Here is a 19,018-nt window from a genome sequence, read left to right as displayed (position 1 = left end):
CGTCGAACCAAGCGCGTTCATTTGGAAGAAGTGTTGGTTTTTCATGAGGCTGATGTTCAATCTATTCACCAATGAAATCTAAACAGAATTGATTATACAGCTGCTCTTCTTCTAAAAAGAAGTGCCAAATATCGTCTACCTTTTTGGAAAACATCGGAAGTCTTTTTGAGATACCTGCTAACAAAAGAAATTTCTTGAGTTCATACCACTGTTCTCGCAGTTCGGCATCTGTTAGCGTACGATTTCTATTCTTTACACGCACATTTACAGTTTTCTCTATCTTCCTTGACCAGGCGCGATTGAATTGTCTGAAAAGTTGTTTGGTCTCTTTGTCTGCCCATGGCGGAGCAGTCAATTTCTTTGAATAGGAGTATGGTTGACCCTTCATTATCAAAAAAAGGTTTGGACATACAAATACAAGAAAAACTCCTACAAATATCAAGTATGGTTCCATTTACTTTTCCCCCTTACGTAATGCTGATCTATTGTGTAAGAAGTGATTATAGAGTATTTATATTTATAGTAATTTTACCATAAAATGCATTTGTTTGTTTATTCGGGTGTGTTAATTGTTGGTCTTTATAACTGACACAGGTACCATGGCAAGTTGCTATCAAGAATCTAAATCAATGCCAAAACGTTGTGCAATCAATGTTTTGGCATTTCATATTTTTAATAGATAATAAAATTAAGATTGATTCATGGGATTAATTTGCTCTGCGATATACGCTGAATCCAGGTATAGGCCATCTTTTAACCACCATATAATGACACCAATAATAGAGGCAGCTTTAATATCTGTATCTACAATGATTTTTCTTCCACTAATTTTAGATTGATTTCTGCGGGTTACTATTAAATCTTTCATCAACAAAAGTAAATGTTTTTCAACTTGTTCAAACTGTACTAAAGCAAGTATGTAACTTCTTTGATCAAGAAGATAATCCAATAGCTGTATCAAGTGCTCTTTTCGATTCCTATCAAAAATGGAAGTTAAGTTTTCTATTTTGTCAGTTAGCACTTGTAAAATATCACTTACCAAATGTTCCTTCAACTCATTGATATTTTGATAGTGTAAATAAAAGGTGGTCCGGTTCAAATTCGCTCTCTTTGTTAATTTTTGGATAGAAATTTGGTGTAGTAAGTGACCTTCTTGTAAAAGTGTTAGTAGGGCTTCCTTAAGCATTTCCTGTGTACGTATGGGACGAGAACCTTCTTTAAAAGTCATTTAAATTATTCCTTTTTTATAGGCTATGTTAAAGTTAGTGGTTGATTTTGAATAAATTGTCCTCTTTTGTAATATCCTGACTGTATATCTTACAAAAGGGGCAATTTAAATGACTTTAACAAACATAATAAGTAATATTTCTTCTCTAAATGATAAGGACAAAGAATACATTTTACATTATCTAACTCGTCATTTCTCGCCCTCATCCTCACAACAAGGTGCTTTAATTGGTGAATTGAGAGAAAGGAAGTTTTCACACGGTTTTCATTGCCGGCATTGTGGAAGTACATCAGTGGTTCGTTACGGGAAGCGAGACGGTCGCCAACGTTATAAGTGCAAAGACTGTCATAAATTAAGTTGTGATTTAACCAATTCCCCTATGTATCGTTCGAAAAAGGCACACAAATGGATTCCATTTATTGAATGTATGTTGAATGGTCAATCACTTCGTGAAACAGCTTCTCAAATTGGCATCACTCATGTAACTGCTTTTTACTGGAGGCATAAAGTGTTGTCTGCTCTTGCAAAAGAAAGTATCGGTATATTTGAAGGAATAGTAGAGGTAGATGAAACATACTTCTTAGAAAGTTATAAAGGACGAAGAGTTATTCCGAATCGCAAACCAAGAAAACGTGGCGGTTCTGCTACCAAAAGAGGTATTTCTAATGAACAAGTCTGTGTATTAGTAGCTAGAGACCGAAACAAAACAACCCTTTCAAAACGAGTCGGTTCAGGTAGAATTCTAATGGAACAAATTGATAACGCCCTTACATCGCATTTTAAGAATGATACGGTGCTTATTTCCGATGCTCACAATTCTTACAAATCTTACACATCTACTAACGATGTGGAACACATCATCATAAACGCTAGTAAGAAAGAATATGTAAAGAAGGGCATATACCACCTCAATAATATTAATAATTACCATTCCCGTTTAAAGAAATGGATAAGTCGCTTCAATGGTGTTTCTACAAAGTATTTACAACTGTATTTAGTGAGGTTTCAATTCCTCGACAATAGAAAAATGGAAAGTGATTTGAGCAAGAAAAAGCAAATGCTTATCTTGGCAAGTGTTCATGGAACTTGGGAAACCGCAGATAAGTTGAGACTGAGAAACTTTGCATTCTAAATGGAATGATAAAGCACATAAAAAAGAGCCTGAAAAATATATCCAAACTCTCGGTATTTTGGTGTCTGTTTTTTTGCTAAAGCCTCGACAGTTGAATCAGGATTGTTAATCCATATAGTAAAAATTATCATATCAATGATTTGGCTTCGGATTTTTATTAAAATATTTTATCTTTATATTTACTTTTACTGACTATTTCCTCTGCATTCGTTTTTGTCCATTCCAATATTGAACTATCTGGGTTATTTTCAATGAAGCTTTCATTGATTTGATAACCTATTTTGTAATTCGACCATAGTGGAATATCTTTAGCTGGGTAACCATAAACAAACCGATTGTAAATTTTATAATCAGTAGAATTACCATTTATACGTAATTCATCTAAAACCCTAGCTGCTACATCCTCTGGTAGAGTTTGTATCCACGGAGGACTTATCTCAGGATAGAGAGTAGTAGCAAAAGAATCTGCTTTCCCTTCTGTAATTATTGAATCTAATACGCTATTTACACTTTGTTCGCCGTTTAAAGTCATATTGACGGTATGGTGATATTCGTGAGCCATGGCATATTTAATAACTTCTTTTGATGCAGTAGGGTCAATCATTAGTAAAACGTTATCACCAAAATAAGCAAAGCCTCCCACTCCATTCAGACTATACGTCGTCCACCCGTTTTCAGGATTAACTGGAAATAGATAAATTGATGTATTTGAACCCGATGATAATAGCTCAGCTGATTCCAATATTGCTTCTTCAATCCATTGATTGATTTGTTCTTGTTTTTTAAGTAGCTCATTTGTATTTTTTTTCAGTTGTTCTACTTGAGAAGTTGGTCTAAGAGGGTCATTCTTTGTTACTCCTAACTGTAAATAATGAAGAGAGGATTTATCTTTAAATGGTTCCAAAACATGCTCTGTATAGATAGCATTTTTATCAAGTTCAGGTTTCTCACTAATTATTCTTGCGTATTCCAACACTTCATCAAAAAATGATATAATCTTAAATTCCTGTCCTTTATATGAAAAATAGTAAGTGGTTTCAATAGGAGTATTGTCATCATCCACTTTCTCATGTTCCTCTTCTTGTATTCCTTTGTTTTGTTCTTTAACTTCTGTACAACCAGATATAAAAATAACCATTAACAACAAAATTGAAAAGTTTATCAAACGTCTCATTCTAATCCCCCATGTCCTTTTTTAGATAGATGTAGAAAAGGAAGGTTTTTTTATTTATATACATGAAACTCTTCTTTCACTAAACCGCTCCGTTAGTGGCAATACTTTTATTCACAATCTTTAGATTTATTTTAACATAAATATCCAATTGAGGTTAAACATTTTTTAATTATGTGAAGTGTGTTCTTCATTCCGTTTTAAGATTAATCAACCTTTCCCTTTAACATAGCCTTTTTATATTTAATTTTCTGCTAATCGACAGAAATGACCTGATTGTATATGGGTTTTTTTCTTCTTCTGCTATGCTGTTTTTTAGACAATTCGTCGATAACAGGTACTATATGGGGAGGGATTTTATATGCAAAATGAAATATCGAGTAGTACTAAAAAATTGCTACTTATCATCATGATAACAGGAACCTTTTTTTCTACATTAAATCAAACATTGTTAAACGTTGCATTTAGTGATTTAATGGTTGTTTTTGATGTGAATGCTGCAACGATTCAATGGTTAGCCACAGGCTTTATGCTTGTAAACGGTGTGTTAGTACCCATTACAGCTTACTTAATGAAACGTTTTTCAACATGTCAGTTATTTATCAGCTCATTGTTATTTTACTAATCGGCTCTATTGTCGCAGCATGTGCGAATAATTTTGGTGTACTATTAACAGGTAGAATGGTTCAAGCTGTGGGTGCTGGTATTATCATTCCATTAATGATGACTGTCATTGTATATTTATACCCTCCGGAAAAACGTGGCACAATTATGGGGAATGTTGGCTTCGCCATTATTTTTGCGCCAGCAATTGCACCAACATTAGCAGGATTTATTTTAGAGTATTTATCTTGGCGATGGTTATTTATCATCATGATTCCTTTCGTAACATTGATTATTATTATAGCAAGTAAGTATTTAGTTAATGTTGCTGAAACGTCGTCAAAAGAAAAGCTCGACATAGTCAGTGTGATTTACTCAACTGTTGGCGTTGGATTCGTTCTTTTTGGCTTTAGCAGTGCAGGCAGCCGAGGGTGGGATGATTTAATCGTTCTTACATCAATTGTCGGAGGTTTGCTTGTAACGATATGGTTCTGTCATCGACAAATAAAGGCTCCTGAACCTTTATTGAATTTAAATGTCTTCAAATTCAAAATATTTACTATGACGACAGTAGTTAATATTGCGATTACAATTTTAATGTATGCCGATTTAATATTACTGCCGATTTATTTGCAGGATGGACGAGGGTTTACAGCACTTGAAGCAGGATTGTTATTATTTCCGGGAGCTATTATCAATGCAACGCATTCCCCAGTAGCAGGTAAGCTATTCGATAAATATGGGGCAAAACCTTTATTCATTTTAGGAACGGGTTTAATTGCGATATCGATGTATGCAGTTATTGATTTATCACCAGAAACAACAACAGCATATATTTTAGTTCGTACAATTTTATTACGTATTGGTTTGGCGTTTATTACGATGCCGTTAAACACAGCTGCTTTAAATGCATTACCAAGAGAATTAGCCTCTCATGGATCGGCGATTAATAACACAATTCGCCAACTAGCTGGAGCAATTGGTACAGCAGTTATCATGACGATTTATTCTATTCAATTATTGAATGTTTCTTTAGAATCTACGACAGGTTATAGTAGTGCGGCGAGTAACACGTACTTCTATATGTTTGTTATCTCTATAATAGTGTTCATTATCACATGGTTCACGCCGAAAAAGACAAGTTAAAGTGAATTTTAGGTACCTGTTTTGAATTGTATTTTAGAAAAATAGAAGCACGCCATCTATGCTGTCAGCAAAACAGCGAGATGGCGTGCTTCTGTTGTACGTTTTAAAATTTCTTTTTGAAGTACGGTGTTTTTTTCAGTGCGATACATACTGGAATCGCGATAAGTAAACCTACAACGTTTTGGATGATGTCTCCAGGAATTGATGCCATAGGAGCAATCCAGCTTTTGAACATAATCGCTTGCCCGATATAGTACACTGCAATCATCACGGGCATTGAAACAACTGCTCCCAAAATGTTTAACCCCATATTGTCGCCTCTATGGCCATTAGACCAAGCGATTTTCCCGACAATTAAGCCTTGTAATGCGCGGGAGATAATTGTCGTTGGTGCCCAAATTGCCCAGCCACCTAAGATATCGAATAAGCCCATTCCGATTGCTCCAGCAAGTGCCCCTTTTTTAGGACCGAATAAAATCGCTGCCATGAAAAGCATAGATGTCCCTAAGTGAATCAGTCCACCTTGCCCGAATGGTAACTTAATATTAATCAATGTTGCGGTGAAAATAAGTGCTGCTAAAATTGCGGTAATGACTAAATCAAATGTTTTCGTTCGTGGTTTTATATAGGCTTGTTTTTGTATATTTTGCATCTGCATCTTCCTCACTTTAATGAATATTTTGGTTGCTTTAACTTTAGCAAAGAGCTGACTATTGTTAAAGTGTCAATTTCATTGAAGTGTAAAGGGTCAGATTGTTTTGTCTGTAAATTAATAGTTTTTGGTGCATTTTCGCCTCTGCATTATTATGATACGATGAAGAGAGTACAAGTAGGATTAGTTAGGTGGCGAATGTGATTAAAAAAGTTGCTGTAATTCAGGATATGTCATCTTTTGGGAAGTGCTCGTTAACGGCTGCAATTCCTGTGCTATCAGTGATGGGTGTACAGGCAGTTCCATTGCCAACTGCGATTTTAACGGCGCAGACTGGGTATCCAAGCTTTTATTGTGAGGATTTAACGTCAAAAATGGACTATTTTGTGGAGGAATGGAGAAAGCTTGGTGCAACCTTTGATGGCATACATACAGGCTTTGTGACAGGAAAAGAGCAAATTGATAACATATTTCAGTTTTTACACGTGTTTCATTCGAGTGAAACGAAGCTGCTTGTCGATCCGGTAATGGGCGATACGGGCGAGGTATATAAAATGTTTACAGGCGAGTTACTTGATCGTATGAAGGATTTAGTGAAGTCCGCTGACATTATTACGCCAAATATTACAGAGTGTTGCTTGCTTACAGGGTTGTCGTATGAGAAGCTACAGAACTATCAAAATGAGTCAGATTATATTCAGGTGCTAGAGGAGGCGGGCCATCAGCTACAGCATGAAACAGGGGCGAACGTCATAATTACTGGTTTGAATCCGCCGCCAGCAGATGCGAACAAACGCTATGTAGGCAATATGTATATCGATGCAAATCGCTCATTTTATAGTATCCGTGACTATAATGGTGAGAGTTATTCGGGAACTGGTGATTTGTTTGCATCGGTCATAATGGGTGGAATGATGCGTGGACAGGACATAGTGGAGTCCATGAAGCTTGCGGAGGCATTTTTAGCCGCTGCGATTGAAGCTACGTCAAAAGAGCAAGTTCCGAACGAGGCAGGCGTGAATTTCGAACAATTTTTGCGAATGTTGCTTTAGGTGATTGACAGTTACCTGGGAATTCCGGCCGATGTTCGGAGTCGTTTCTAAATTGAAAGTGTGACTGTCATCTATCATGACCTACAATATGGTTTAACAATACGTACAAGAGCAGTATACTTCCTTTGGAATAGGGAGGTATACTGCTTTTTGCGTAATAAAAAGCTTTATTCCACACATCATTAATTTAAAGTATCCGGTTCTGAAACTATTCGAAATTCAACGAGAACCTGCTACCCATTATCGCTACGCCTTAGGTCTTAGAAAAGGATAATATTAAGGTTCAATGTGGAATATATTCCTATTTTATACAATAGAGATGCAACTAAAACGAAGGAAGGGAGCATATACTTTCAAGTCTGATTTTTTGAATTACTTTAGTTTTTAGGAGGAGACTTTCTATGTCGACATTTACCAAATGGGCTTTTGGTAACAGGGCCGCTGTAGCTGCATTAACCATTTTAATAATAGTGATAGGCGTCGTCAGTTATTTTAGACTACCTATGGAGTTTTTACCATCTGCCGATAATCCGCAAGTCACTATTATTTCCATGGGTCAGGGAACTGACTCCAAAACAATGGAATCCGAAGTAACCATCCCGATTGAAAGAGCAATTACAGGATTAAATGGTAAAACCTCAGTCTACTCTACAACTGGAGATGGATTTTCAAAAGTGGATCTGTTCTTCGAGGCAGGAACTGATATGAAACAAGCCAAACAGGACGTACAAGAAGCGTTAAGCAATGTAGCCTTGCCTCTCTATCTCTCCAAGCCGACAATCTCACAGCTAAATACTTCTATGATTCCAATTGCTAACATTGCCGTCAGCTTTAATGAAGGTTTGACTACCGAAAATCTGGATTTTGCACGTGAAAAACTTCCATCTCTCTATCAAGAAATTAAAGGGGTTTCCAAAGTAGATGTCTATGGGATTACAGATTCCATCATTTCAGTCAAGATTGATGATGGAAAATTAGCTGAAAATCAGATTTCTCTTCAAGCGGTTATGGGGATTCTCCAAGGTCAAAATACTGCTGTAGCTGTCGGTGAAAAGATGATCGATGGAAAAACAAGTAATATTAAAGTAATAGGTGATTTAACAAGCATCGAAAAATTGAAAGGTTTAACGATTACACCTGATTTAACGCTTGCGGATATTGCAACGGTTGAAGAAACAAAAGATGCGAATTTCATTAGCCGTTTCAACGGTAAGGATAGCTTAGATATTAGCATCACAAAGGATAGTCAATCCAATGCAGTGACTATTAGCAAAGAAATTGAAAAAGTAACAAAGGAAATCAATGAAAAGTATAATCAGCAAGAATCTGTTATTTATATATCCTCTGCTGATTTGGTAGAAAATTCTGTTCACACGATGATAAAAGAAGTACTCCTTGGCGCACTATTTGCAGCGATTGTCATTATGCTCTTCCTACGAAATATCCGTTCTACCTTTATTACCATTGTATCGATTCCTTTATCCCTTTGCTTCACACTATTTCTACTGTCATGGTCTGGGGTGACATTGAATATTTTAACACTTGGCGGTGTCGCTGTTGCAGTTGGGCGTCTAGTTGACGACAGTATTGTCGTCATCGAAAATATTTTTCGCAAAATGCAAACAGAGAAATTCTCCGTCCAAATGATTATTGATGCAACGAAACAAGTAGGAGTCGCTATTACTGCTTCTACATTAACAACAGTAGCCGTATTCTTACCGATGAGCTTATTAAATGGGGGCCTTCAAGAATTCCTTTTACCATTCGCTTTAACGGTTACCTATTCTTTGCTCGCATCTCTGCTCGTCGCTTTGACGGTTGTTCCGTTAATGAGTGCGGGATTATTGAAGAATACAAAGTTGCCTGAATATAAGCCTGCCGTTCGTTTTCCGAAAATGGTTACATGGTCCTTAAACCATAAATGGATTGTCTTCTCGATTTCCATCTTCCTTTTCATCGGATCCATCGCTACTTACTTTGTCATCCCAAAAGGTGCAGTTGATAGCTCCTCTGCAGACTATGTCTTGACCACGCTAAGTTACCCGAATGATACACCAATTGAAAAAGTAAAGGAAAAAACAATGGAACTGGAGTCATCTATTCAAAAAATGGATGAAGTAAAACATGTGTTTTCACAGGTAGGTTCTCCAGCTGAAGCGGCACAATATGGCTGGGTTGGATCACAGACTGAAGCAACGTTCAGTATTTTATTAGAAGATAAAAATGATACAGAACACATCGTAAAAGAAATGGAAAAGAAAAAAGATCAATATCCTGATGCCCTCTTAGAAGTAACTACCTCTTCCTTTATGATGGGAGGAGCAAGTACGAATATTATCATTGATGTAGTAGGTGATAATTTAGCAGATTTAGAAGATGTGGCAACTACTATAAAAGAAAAAGTACAGATCCTTGAAGGCGTAGAGGAAGTTACGACCAATCAAGATGAAAAGAAAACAGTATACTCCCTCGTTGTAGACCCAACAAAAGGAAACACCGAACAAATTGCACAACAGTTAGGAGTGATGTTAAATAAGACACCAATTGGAACGATTAGTTTAGATGATAAACAAAAAACTGTATTTCTAGAACCTCTCCTAGATACAAAAACACCTGAAGACATAGAAAATATACCAGTCATGACTGATACGGGTCTTGTCCCTGTATCATCCATTGCTAAGTTACAAAGTGAAGAGCGTTCAACTAACCAGTTCCATAAAGATGGGGATGCCTACCTCCGAGTAACAGCTTCAGTTGATCCAGCAAAGCTATCGGAAATTTCGAAGGCAGTAAATCTAGAAATTTCCGGCGATAACAATGACAAAAAAGGCATAGATCTTCCGGAGAATGTCGATGTTCTAGTTGGAGGATCAAGTAGCCAACAAGCAGATGATTTTACAGATTTATTTCTCATTATGCTTGTTTCCATCGGGATTGTATTTTTAATAATGGTTATCACATTTAAGTCAATCAAAGCGCCAATCGCTATTCTTTGCTCTCTACCACTAGCTGCAATAGGAGCCATTTTAGGAATTCTTATCAGTGGAATACCAGTTGATATCACGGCACTTCTAGGAGCATTAATGCTAATTGGTATCGTCGTAACAAATGCGATTGTACTTTTAGACCGAGTAAAACAAAATGAACAAAAAATGATTATTCGTGATGCGCTTGTTGAAGCAACCGCAACAAGGATGAGACCGATTTTCATGACCGCGATTGCAACTATCTGTGCGATGCTTCCACTTTTAGTGAAACAGGCAGAAACAGGAAGTTTAGTATCACAAAGTCTCGCGATTGTTGTTATCGGTGGATTAGCCATGGCGACCCTGCTAACTCTGATTGTTATCCCTTGTATATATGAATTGCTTTATTTTAGAAAGTCTAAGAAACAGCGAATTAGTCAGGCTGCTGAACAAGATATTTCTATATAATAAAAAACCAGACCTTAGCTTAAACGCTATTGGTCTGTTTGTTATTGTTCGTTCTTGCTTCTTATTAAATTTTAGGCACCTGCGTGACACTATTCAGCGTTTACAATACAATTGTATAATACAAAATAAATCAATACCTTTGCGTTTTCTACATATCTGAAATAGTAAGGAGACATGCTAAAAATGAATCAATCAAAGTCCGTTTTGGGTATTTCTCTACCACTTCCAAATGGAACAATCATTAAGAATAGAATTTTTAAATCTGCCATGAGTGAAGCGTTGGGAACGGTTTATCAAAATCCAAGTGAATCATTGGTTACTTTATATAAAACCTGGGCTGAGGGGGGTGCGGGTATTGTCATGACAGGTAACGTTATGATAGATCGAAATGCTTTAGGAGAGCCGAATAACGTTGCTTTGGAAGATGAACGTGATTTAAAGATGTTAATGAAGTGGGCGAAAGCGGGAACTGAAAATGGGGCTCACCTTTGGATGCAGCTTAATCATCCAGGGAAGCAATCACCCAAAATGATTTCAAAAGAACCTGTAGCACCAAGTGCAGTTCCTCTTACAGGAGGTTTAAAACGATTCTTTAACCAACCACGTGCTCTTCAGGTGTCTGAAATTGAAGACTTGATTAACCGATTTGGAGAAGCGGCAAGAATTGCGAAAAAAGCAGGCTTTACAGGTGTTCAAATCCATGCAGCACACGGATACCTTTTCAACCAGTTTTTATCCCCTTACCACAATCAACGAACAGATGAATGGGGAGGAACCTTAGCAAATCGAATGAGGTTTTTGGAAGAATCGTATAAAGAAATCCGGAAACAAGTCGGGAGATCATTTCCAATCGGTATTAAACTTAACTCAGCTGATTTTCAAAAGGGTGGATTCACTGAAGACGACTCCATGGAAGTTCTTCAGAAAATGTCCGAATTAGGGATTGATCTCATTGAAATTTCTGGGGGGAATTACGAGAATCCGATAATGATGGGTGTAGATGTAAAAGAAACTACAAAAAAAAGAGAAGCGTATTTTATAGACTATGCAAAAAAGGCTCAGGCATTAATCACTACTCCAATAGTAGTCACAGGCGGCTTTCGTACTCAAAAAGGCATGGAAGAAGCTATTGCGAACGGAGAAATTGATATGGTTGGAATTGCAAGACCTTTTGCCTTAGTGCCGGACTTGGCAAATAGAATCTTTAATGGCAGTTATGAAACCGTTCATGCAAAACCAATCCGAACGGGGATTAAACGAATAGACAAGAGTGCTTCCTTGTTAGAAATTGGTTGGTATGAACAGCAGTTAGCAAGAATGGGGAAATCTAAATCTCCAAACCCTGACCATAATGTCTGGATATCTTTAATACAAAATCTTCTAGGGAATGGTCGTAGTGTCTTCTTTAGAAGAAGAGCATAGACGATACCGTTATGGTGTGTAGTTCTTTATTTTTTTGTATAATTATTCAAAAGTGTAAGTAGTTCGTCTTTGTATCTGATACCCCTTTTTAGAGCAGGACCATTTGCTGTTTTAACATATATCTGTTATTCTAAGAAAGAGTTATTTTTGTTCGTTTTCAGATTGAGAAAAGATTTTGTTTTTCGTCTAAGTATTTGAGCAAGGGTAGTAACACATTGTGTGGATATCCGCACTAGGAGGCAACAATTATGGAACAAGGTACAGTTAAGTGGTTTAATGCAGAAAAAGGTTTTGGATTCATCGAGCGTGAAGCAGGGGAGGACGTATTCGTACATTTCTCAGCAATCCAAAGCGAAGGTTTCAAATCTTTAGACGAAGGTCAAAGTGTAACGTTTGAAATTGAACAAGGACAACGTGGCCTACAAGCTACAAACGTTCAAAAAGCTTAATAATAGCTAGAAAAAGACCCTACAAGTAGGGTCTTTTTTTATTTGCTTAAATTAATTTTTGGTACCCTGCTATGATGAGCGGCATTTGATTCAACTATTGTTTTTAGAAAAGAATTTTCGAGATCGCATACAAAACTTAGAGGAATTTTCAGCCTATTCGGTTGCTGTCTGGAGAAGTATTTATGATCGTTTTCCAGAGGATGAGATTTTGAATGATCTTCTGGCAAAGCTAAAAGAACAGAGTATCCCTATGGGAAAAACATCATATCGAGCAAAAGAAGGTTAGTTTTATTTCTATAGGAGATGATCAAGGCCAAATCAAACAATACCGAATTCACTCTTCCTTACGAGTAGACGAAGATGAAGATTTGAATTGGTGTATGTATATTCCTCTTTCATAAACTTTTATAATTTAACCTAATATGTTCCTGTTCTTTCTTAGAAACAAACTATCTCCTTTGAACATGCAATGCACGATGATTTTACTTGAAAAAATGTTGCATTCAATAGGCTGTTTCGTAAGGCTAAAATCAGATTTTCGTATGGATAGGGAAGGTTTAGAAAACTTCTTCAAAATACAAGATCGAACAGTTCTGTGTGTTTGCTCGTATTCATAATATGAATTTCGAAAATGCATTTCAGTAGTATATTTTAAAAAAAGAACAGACATCTGTGGATGTCTGTTCTTTTTTGTATAATTACTTGAATGTGTAAATTTTATTCTTTGTGTCTGACACAGGCACCTCTTTTATTCGTTAATAGAAATGATTTTGTCGCATGAATAAATAATAGATGATCTGTATAGCATCCTGCACAGCCACTTATTTTTTTCTCTTCTCAATAGGCGTGCTTGGTTTAGGGGCGGGATTATAGTCCTGCTCATATAAACCTGAATATGTCTGGTACCGAATAAATAGATGCTCAAAAATCACTTTCATTACGGCATACGCTGGAATACCAAGAATCACTCCAGGAATACCAAATAATTTCCCAGCCGTCAGCAAGACTACAATAATGGTTACTGGATGTATTTTCAAATTACTGCCTAAAATTAATGGTTGTATTAGCCGTCCTTCAAGAGTTTGTTCAATGGCAAAAACGATTATTACTTTAACAAGCATCCCGGGTGAAGATACTAATGCGATGATTAAGATTGGAATAATTGCCAGAAAAGAACCTAAATAGGGCACTAAATTTAATACCCCAGCTAATATCGCTAGTAACACTGCATATTCAAGACCGATAATTGCAAACCCAATCCAGAACATTAATGCAACAAAAAAAGCTACCAATAACTGGCCGCGGATATATTGACTAATTTGCGTATTGATTTCTTTTAATAAGTTATATGTACTTAATCGCATCCTAGTCGGAATGAGTTTCATTGTATAGTAAGGTAAATTTCGACCATCTTTTAATAGAAAGAACAAAATAATGGGCATTGTAATAAGTGCGATTACAATATTAGTCATTGTTCCTAGCACACTACCAATTCCGGAAAAGGTTGAATTCACGACGCTGTTTGCCTGCTCAGAAATAGATTTTATAATACTTTGATTTACATCGGTCAATTGAACCTGTAATTGGGAAAATATATTACTTCTCAATAAATTATCGAATTGAGCAATGACCTTGTCCCAATAATTTGGCCAGTTTTCAATTAGACTCATTGTCTGCTCACGTATGATTGGAATTAGTATGATAATCCCCCACACAACCAAGCCAATAATAATCATAAAGACAATCGCGATTCCAGCAATACGTGGGATTTTCTTTTTTTCCATCCAATCAATCAAAGGATTTACCAAATAAAATAAAATACCCGCCATTAAAATGGGTAAACCAATCACACTGAAAAATCCTTTGATTGGATTAAATAAATACGTGATTTTAGAAAATACAAGGAGATTTAGCAAAACCAATAATGAGACCAATAAAATTGTTACAACTTTATTATTTAAAAACCATTTCCAAAACCAAGTAGCTGCACTTTTAACACTAACTTTGTCTTTTTCTTGCTCCATGTTCTATGCCTCCTACTACACAATGACTGTTTACCGCATTGTACCATGACAGTCACTCACTACGTTGGAAATACAATACTTTTGCAATTTTCTTAGCCTGCGCCTTATTGAACTGAACACGGATGACTTAGCAAATTTACTTGGTCGTACGACTTAGTTTTTGGTGCCTATTCAGAAAAAAATACAATTTTATTATAATATAAAGTAAATCAACACCTATACGGTTTGTCTTTACTTTTAGTGTAATTGCTTAAAAGTGTGAATTGCTTGTTATATAGGTAACAATCACTAAACACTCTTTAAATCAGGTTAGTGCAATATCTGTGTCATCTAAATCAGTTTGTTCAAATGATTTTTTCGAAGACAGAATCCCTTTCTATTATAATTCCCACTTATTTGTAATATTTATACATTAATAGATTGCATTCAATTTCGTACTAAAACCCAGTCACTCCCGCTCTTTATATTACAAATAAATCAATGAGGTGAATAGTGTCACGCGATTGATATCTCCTGCACACAATTCTGTAACGGCTATGATATCTTCGGGTGTTATGCTAATGCAGGTTAGTGAAAGGGAGGAAATTCATCACATGAAAAAACACATCATTGCACTAGCAGCACTAGCAACATTATCAGTAGGGGCGGCGGGTCAAGCATCTGCATCTAGCGTCCATACGGTAGAATCGGGAGAGACATTATGGTCTATTTCACAAGAGGCTAATGTAAGCGTAGAAGAATTACAAACTTTGAACGGATTAAATTCTACTCGTATCTATCCGTCGCAAAAACTAAAAGTGGAAGATAAGATGGAAGTACACGTAGTTGTGAAGGGGGATACTCTTTTCGAAATCGCGAAAAATAACAACCTCTCAGTGGATGAATTAAAGAATAAGAATGGTATTTCAAGTGATATCATCCGCCCAGGAGAAAAATTAGTAGTAGAAGGGTCAAAAACAGCTTCAGCAAATTCATCTACTAACAATGTTATAAAGAAAGCTGTTGCTTCAGCAACTAATGAAATGACAGTTACAGCAACAGCGTATACCGCTTATTGTGAAGGATGCTCGGGTGTAACGGCATCGGGTATTGACTTGCGTTCAAATCCTGACAAAAAGGTCATTGCGGTTGACCCTACAATAATCCCGCTAGGAACACGCGTGTGGGTTGAAGGGTACGGAGAAGCCATTGCGGGAGATACTGGCAGTTCTATTAAGGGGAAAAGAATTGATGTCTTTATGGAAAATGAGCAAGACGCACTAAATTGGGGACGTAAAACGGTTACAATTAAAGTTCTAGATTGATACTATTGCAAGTACTAGTAGTTAGAAGTTTTACTGAAATTGTAAAGAAAAGAATGCAACTCAGCCTTGTACGTAAAAAGGGCTGAGTTTTTTGCGTATCTTCAAATACCTGCGTGCGATGGGCTAAACAAATGACAAACGGACTTATTTATCAAGAAATACAAAAGCTAATTCAAATGAGGGATTAACCTATGAAGTATCCTCATCTTTGCGTGCAGTCGCCGGCTTCAGCATAGATTCTCCTATCGCTAAAAAACTTTTTAAAAACCTTTGAAACTTTTTCTGAAAACCCACGTCTGTACGTTGCTTAATAGACAGTGGAGGTAAAGGAATGAGGAAGATTTCCAGTAAATTGTCGTTTGTTGTTTGCTTGATTGTATTTATAATGAGTATTGGTGCGATATGGATTTTGGTTGAATCGCAAGGAAGAGTGTTTGCGCAGGGTAAGGAAGCGGAGCGGTTTGTCACGAAGCGGGTATTTGAACGGGTGTTGACAGTGCAGGAACGTCAGCCGATTTACATGAAAGGGGCGGCCTTGACGCAGATTGGCGAGTTGGAGGCGGATCAGCCCGTTGCTATCACAGGTGAGGATGAGGCATATTATGAGCTTCGATTGGGAAATATGACAGCCTTTGTCCGTAAGGGACAGGCGACGGTTGAAAAAAAGAAGCTTTCGACAGTTGTACATACGGAGCGGTTGGCTGCGGTTCATACGCTGCAAAAAACGGCAGTTTACGAGGATACTGATTTGCAGAGCAGCGTTATACTGGAGTTGGAAGAAGGGTTTCGCTATCCGATTGTACGGGAGGAAGAGGATTGGTATATCCTTACAATAGGAGAGCGACCGGGATATATTTCTAAGCAGTCCGTTGCAATGGATACGGGTCTACCGGTGCTTGTGTACCATCAGGTTTTGCCTCGCGAGTCGATGAGAACGATGGATAGTACGATTTCCTTGGAAGTATTTGAGCAGCAGATGGGGTACTTGGCGGATCATCATTTCGAGACGCTGACGGCACATCAGCTGTATGATTATTTGGAAGGGCGCCTTATTGTACCGAGCAAAGCAGTGCTCATTACATTCGACGACGGGTTATTGTCAACGAAGGAGTATGCATATCCCGTTTTGAAGCAATACGGGTTTCGTGCGCTTCAGCACATTATTTCCTCACGTACGGATCGGGCGCAGGGAGCGCAGCTGTTTGATGCGGAAGGTCCGCTGCAGTTTTTTACTGCTGCAGATTTAGAAGAGCTGGCGGATGTTTTCCAGTTCGAAGCACATACATATGAATTGCATTCACTTAATAAGGTTTCAGGTGAAGGTATTGCGTTAGATCGTTCAAAAGAAGAGATTCTTTTGGATTTACAACAAAATATTGAGCAAGTGCCGGCAGCGGTTTCATTAGCCTATCCGTATGGGCATTATAATGAAGATTTCATCGCGGCGGCTAAAGAGGCAGGGGTGCTGATTGGCTTTACGACGACCGAAGGGTATGCAAATAGGAAGACTTCAAATTATGAAGTATGCCGATATGGAATAACAGAAAAAAAGTCGTTTGAGCAATTTGTTGCGTATGTGGAGGGGGATATGACGTGGCCGTAGAAGAGGGCGAGGGTTTGTAAATGAGTACTATTGATCAAATAATCGATGAGCATTCGCGTTATTTAGTGCGTATCGCTTATTTATATGTGAAGAATTGGTCGACTGCGGAGGATGTTGTACAAGAAGTATTTATTACGTATTTTCAAAAGAGTGACCAGTTTCGCAATGAGGCGTCCTTGAAGACCTATTTAACGAAAATGACAGCCAATCGTGCAAAAGATTATTTGCGCTCGTGGAAGCATAAAAAAGATGTACTGTTCGATACAATCTTTGTTTCGGCAAAAGGCGCAGAAGAAGTAGTGTTGGAGCAAGAGCGGCTGGCAACACTTGAAAAAAATCTTTTCCTGCTTCCGTTAAAATACCGCGAGCCTTTAATATTATTTTATTATGACGAGCAATCTATAGCGGAAATAGCAAACTATCTGCAGCTGAATGAAAATACCGTAAAAACACGGCTGCGAAGGGCAAAGCAGCAGCTAAAGGAATTTTTTGAGGAAGAGGACGGGGAGGTAGAGAGCAATTGAGCGATTTTAAAAGTAAGCTCGATCAAATGATGGGCGATACATCGAAGCAGGAAAGGCGGATAAAGCAGCGTGTACATGAACGTGTACGGCCACCGGTTAAAAAGTTTTCTTGGCAAGTGCTATTTGTCTCTGCGGCGATACCTGTAGTTGCACTGTTTTTTATACTCACAATCGACCCTCTGAATTTTCTTTCTTCAAATAAGGGACCAGGTGTCCCATATGATCCACTGGATGACTTGGCGCAAATCTCGGCACTGCAGAAGAAGAATCAACTGTCATCAGTTGATTATGAGGAATTTGCGTCACTTCCGAATTTTGATCAAGTCGACGGTCTATATTATGTGGATAAAGAAAAATTTTCATTAACAGGGAGTTCGGATGCATTCCATACGGTCATTGAGCGCAAAGCGAATTTATTCGATGAGGTTGTCTATGAGGCGGGCGACATTGTACGCACGATGACAAATACGACTAGCCATTTACCGACATATATGGATGCCTACTACGAGGTGATTGCGGTCCCGGGAGATCGTGTCGTGCTGAAAAACGGCCAGTTGAAGATAAACGGCAAACCGTTGCCATCTGAAATTAGGGATCGTTATGAAAAACAGGGAATCGCGATTGTAGGAGGTTACGACCAGCTGTTGAATGCGCGCGAATATTTATTAGTGAACCATTTTCCAGCAAGTAAAACGGTGCAGGGGGCAGCGATTACCCCAGTGCATAAAATTTATGGAGAAGTTGTAGGCATAGCAACGGAAGAGCGTACCCATTCGATGTATATGGATTATTTATCCGGACAGCTTACTGGTGAATATACACCGGAGCAATATTTTGATTTGTATTTGTATGACGAACTGTTGGGCTTCGGCAATTTGCCGGAAACGCCTGCGTTTACACAAATTAGCCGGTTAGGTGAACTTTTTTTAGAGGCATCTTATCGGAAAACGGCTCCTGTTTCTGAGAATGAGCTTGAAATCCACTACCAATATGAGCGAGAAGGGGTAGCGGAGCGGGTGTTTACAATGAAGCAGGATGCAGGCTCAGATCGTTGGGTGATAGCAGAATAGCAAAGGAGGGGTATGGGAACCCCGCCATAATTTTTTTCGGAAAACCAGGTTGGCAGCTGTCCAGAAGAAGTAGCCGTCAACCAACCGCTCACTATATAGAGACACCAACCTGGTTTTCCATCAGCTAGTTTGAAAAACATTGGTAATAGCGAATAGTTTCTTCTATATCAAAAACTACTACTAGAATAGAAAGGAAGAATGCGA

The 19,018-nt window shown here is 37.8% G+C and carries 15 protein-coding genes and 1 pseudogene; 11 read left to right on the top strand and 5 right to left on the bottom strand.

Translation table 11 applies throughout. The annotated features are described in order from the left end of the window. Positions 1-61: 61 nt before the first annotated feature. Together MKY15_RS00160 and MKY15_RS00155 are read right to left on the bottom strand one after the other, a co-directional pair. Positions 62-454: a hypothetical protein gene (locus tag MKY15_RS00160; RefSeq protein WP_342538684.1), complete on the bottom strand. Its 393-nt coding sequence runs from the start codon at positions 452-454 to the stop codon at positions 62-64. A gap of 234 nt (positions 455-688) precedes the next feature. Beyond that, entirely contained in the window at positions 689-1,228 is a 540-nt protein-coding gene (locus tag MKY15_RS00155) for a TetR/AcrR family transcriptional regulator (RefSeq protein WP_187045303.1), read from the bottom strand. Between the two features lie 109 nt (positions 1,229-1,337). On the opposite strand from MKY15_RS00155, the gene MKY15_RS00150 reads away from it, so the two are divergent. After that, entirely contained in the window at positions 1,338-2,360 is a 1,023-nt protein-coding gene (locus MKY15_RS00150; protein WP_342538683.1) for an IS1595-like element ISSpps1 family transposase, read from the top strand. 157 nt (positions 2,361-2,517) lie between these two features. On the opposite strand, the gene MKY15_RS00145 is transcribed toward MKY15_RS00150, so the two are convergent. Then, positions 2,518-3,534, bottom strand: coding sequence for a DUF2268 domain-containing putative Zn-dependent protease (locus MKY15_RS00145; protein WP_067210925.1), 1,017 nt, complete (start codon positions 3,532-3,534; stop codon positions 2,518-2,520). 358 nt (positions 3,535-3,892) lie between these two features. Here MKY15_RS00145 and MKY15_RS00140 point away from each other — a divergent pair. Continuing rightward, positions 3,893-5,280 (top strand): annotated as a pseudogene (locus tag MKY15_RS00140) (DHA2 family efflux MFS transporter permease subunit). A gap of 103 nt (positions 5,281-5,383) precedes the next feature. Here the strand turns inward: MKY15_RS00140 and MKY15_RS00135 are convergent. Then, on the bottom strand, positions 5,384-5,932 hold the full coding sequence (locus MKY15_RS00135; protein ID WP_067210922.1) for an ECF transporter S component: 549 nt from the start codon (positions 5,930-5,932) through the stop codon (positions 5,384-5,386). Between the two features lie 203 nt (positions 5,933-6,135). Here MKY15_RS00135 and MKY15_RS00130 point away from each other — a divergent pair, with 203 nt between their 5' ends. The 5 genes from MKY15_RS00130 to MKY15_RS00110 all read left to right on the top strand — a co-directional run bounded on the left by MKY15_RS00130 (position 6,136) and on the right by MKY15_RS00110 (position 12,575). Continuing rightward, entirely contained in the window at positions 6,136-6,984 is an 849-nt protein-coding gene (locus tag MKY15_RS00130; RefSeq protein WP_067214003.1) for a pyridoxamine kinase, read from the top strand. A 401-nt stretch (positions 6,985-7,385) separates the two neighbouring features. Continuing rightward, positions 7,386-10,418 (top strand): efflux RND transporter permease subunit, encoded by a 3,033-nt coding sequence (locus MKY15_RS00125; protein ID WP_342538682.1) that lies wholly within the window; start codon positions 7,386-7,388, stop codon positions 10,416-10,418. A gap of 183 nt (positions 10,419-10,601) precedes the next feature. Next, positions 10,602-11,840 carry an NADH:flavin oxidoreductase/NADH oxidase family protein gene (locus MKY15_RS00120; RefSeq protein ID WP_342538681.1) on the top strand — a complete coding sequence of 413 codons (1,239 nt, stop codon included), beginning with the start codon at positions 10,602-10,604 and terminating at the stop codon, positions 11,838-11,840. A gap of 248 nt (positions 11,841-12,088) precedes the next feature. After that, complete coding sequence (locus MKY15_RS00115; RefSeq protein WP_025783429.1) at positions 12,089-12,289, top strand: cold-shock protein; 201 nt, start codon at positions 12,089-12,091, stop codon at positions 12,287-12,289. Positions 12,290-12,374: 85 nt separating this feature from the next. Further along, a complete protein-coding gene (locus tag MKY15_RS00110) occupies positions 12,375-12,575 on the top strand; it encodes a hypothetical protein (protein ID WP_342538679.1) in 201 nt (66 codons plus the stop codon). A 535-nt stretch (positions 12,576-13,110) separates the two neighbouring features. Here MKY15_RS00110 and MKY15_RS00105 read toward each other — a convergent pair. After that, entirely contained in the window at positions 13,111-14,313 is a 1,203-nt protein-coding gene (locus MKY15_RS00105) for an AI-2E family transporter (RefSeq protein WP_342538678.1), read from the bottom strand. A gap of 593 nt (positions 14,314-14,906) precedes the next feature. On the opposite strand from MKY15_RS00105, the gene MKY15_RS00100 reads away from it, so the two are divergent. The 4 genes from MKY15_RS00100 to MKY15_RS00085 all read left to right on the top strand — a co-directional run bounded on the left by MKY15_RS00100 (position 14,907) and on the right by MKY15_RS00085 (position 18,814). Continuing rightward, positions 14,907-15,617 (top strand): LysM peptidoglycan-binding domain-containing protein, encoded by a 711-nt coding sequence (locus MKY15_RS00100; protein WP_342538677.1) that lies wholly within the window; start codon positions 14,907-14,909, stop codon positions 15,615-15,617. 331 nt (positions 15,618-15,948) lie between these two features. Continuing rightward, entirely contained in the window at positions 15,949-17,220 is a 1,272-nt protein-coding gene (locus MKY15_RS00095; RefSeq protein WP_342538676.1) for a polysaccharide deacetylase family protein, read from the top strand. Positions 17,221-17,240: 20 nt separating this feature from the next. Beyond that, on the top strand, positions 17,241-17,744 hold the full coding sequence (locus MKY15_RS00090) for a sigma-70 family RNA polymerase sigma factor (RefSeq protein WP_338655994.1): 504 nt from the start codon (positions 17,241-17,243) through the stop codon (positions 17,742-17,744). Continuing rightward, the gene (locus MKY15_RS00085; protein ID WP_340742442.1) at positions 17,741-18,814 is read left to right on the top strand and encodes a S26 family signal peptidase; all 1,074 of its coding nucleotides are present in this window, start codon (positions 17,741-17,743) and stop codon (positions 18,812-18,814) included. The genes MKY15_RS00090 and MKY15_RS00085 overlap by 4 nt, the downstream gene beginning before the upstream one ends. Positions 18,815-19,018 lie beyond the last annotated feature (204 nt).

Source organism: Sporosarcina sp. FSL K6-1540 (genome assembly GCF_038620285.1).
GTDB lineage: Bacteria > Bacillota > Bacilli > Bacillales_A > Planococcaceae > Sporosarcina > Sporosarcina psychrophila.
This window is presented reverse-complemented; position numbering and strand designations above follow the sequence as displayed.

Excerpts from the sequence above, each read along its gene's own strand:
- MKY15_RS00160 (WP_342538684.1), bottom strand. The coding sequence starts at position 454 with ATGGAACCATACTTGATATTTGTAGGAGTTTTTCTTGTATTTGTATGT.
- MKY15_RS00155 (WP_187045303.1), bottom strand. The coding sequence starts at position 1,228 with ATGACTTTTAAAGAAGGTTCTCGTCCCATACGTACACAGGAAATGCTT.
- MKY15_RS00150 (WP_342538683.1), top strand. The coding sequence starts at position 1,338 with ATGACTTTAACAAACATAATAAGTAATATTTCTTCTCTAAATGATAAG.
- MKY15_RS00145 (WP_067210925.1), bottom strand. The coding sequence starts at position 3,534 with ATGAGACGTTTGATAAACTTTTCAATTTTGTTGTTAATGGTTATTTTT.
- MKY15_RS00135 (WP_067210922.1), bottom strand. The coding sequence starts at position 5,932 with ATGCAAAATATACAAAAACAAGCCTATATAAAACCACGAACGAAAACA.
- MKY15_RS00125 (WP_342538682.1), top strand. The coding sequence starts at position 7,386 with ATGTCGACATTTACCAAATGGGCTTTTGGTAACAGGGCCGCTGTAGCT.
- MKY15_RS00120 (WP_342538681.1), top strand. The coding sequence starts at position 10,602 with ATGAATCAATCAAAGTCCGTTTTGGGTATTTCTCTACCACTTCCAAAT.
- MKY15_RS00115 (WP_025783429.1), top strand. The coding sequence starts at position 12,089 with ATGGAACAAGGTACAGTTAAGTGGTTTAATGCAGAAAAAGGTTTTGGA.
- MKY15_RS00105 (WP_342538678.1), bottom strand. The coding sequence starts at position 14,313 with ATGGAGCAAGAAAAAGACAAAGTTAGTGTTAAAAGTGCAGCTACTTGG.
- MKY15_RS00100 (WP_342538677.1), top strand. The coding sequence starts at position 14,907 with ATGAAAAAACACATCATTGCACTAGCAGCACTAGCAACATTATCAGTA.
- MKY15_RS00095 (WP_342538676.1), top strand. The coding sequence starts at position 15,949 with ATGAGGAAGATTTCCAGTAAATTGTCGTTTGTTGTTTGCTTGATTGTA.
- MKY15_RS00090 (WP_338655994.1), top strand. The coding sequence starts at position 17,241 with ATGAGTACTATTGATCAAATAATCGATGAGCATTCGCGTTATTTAGTG.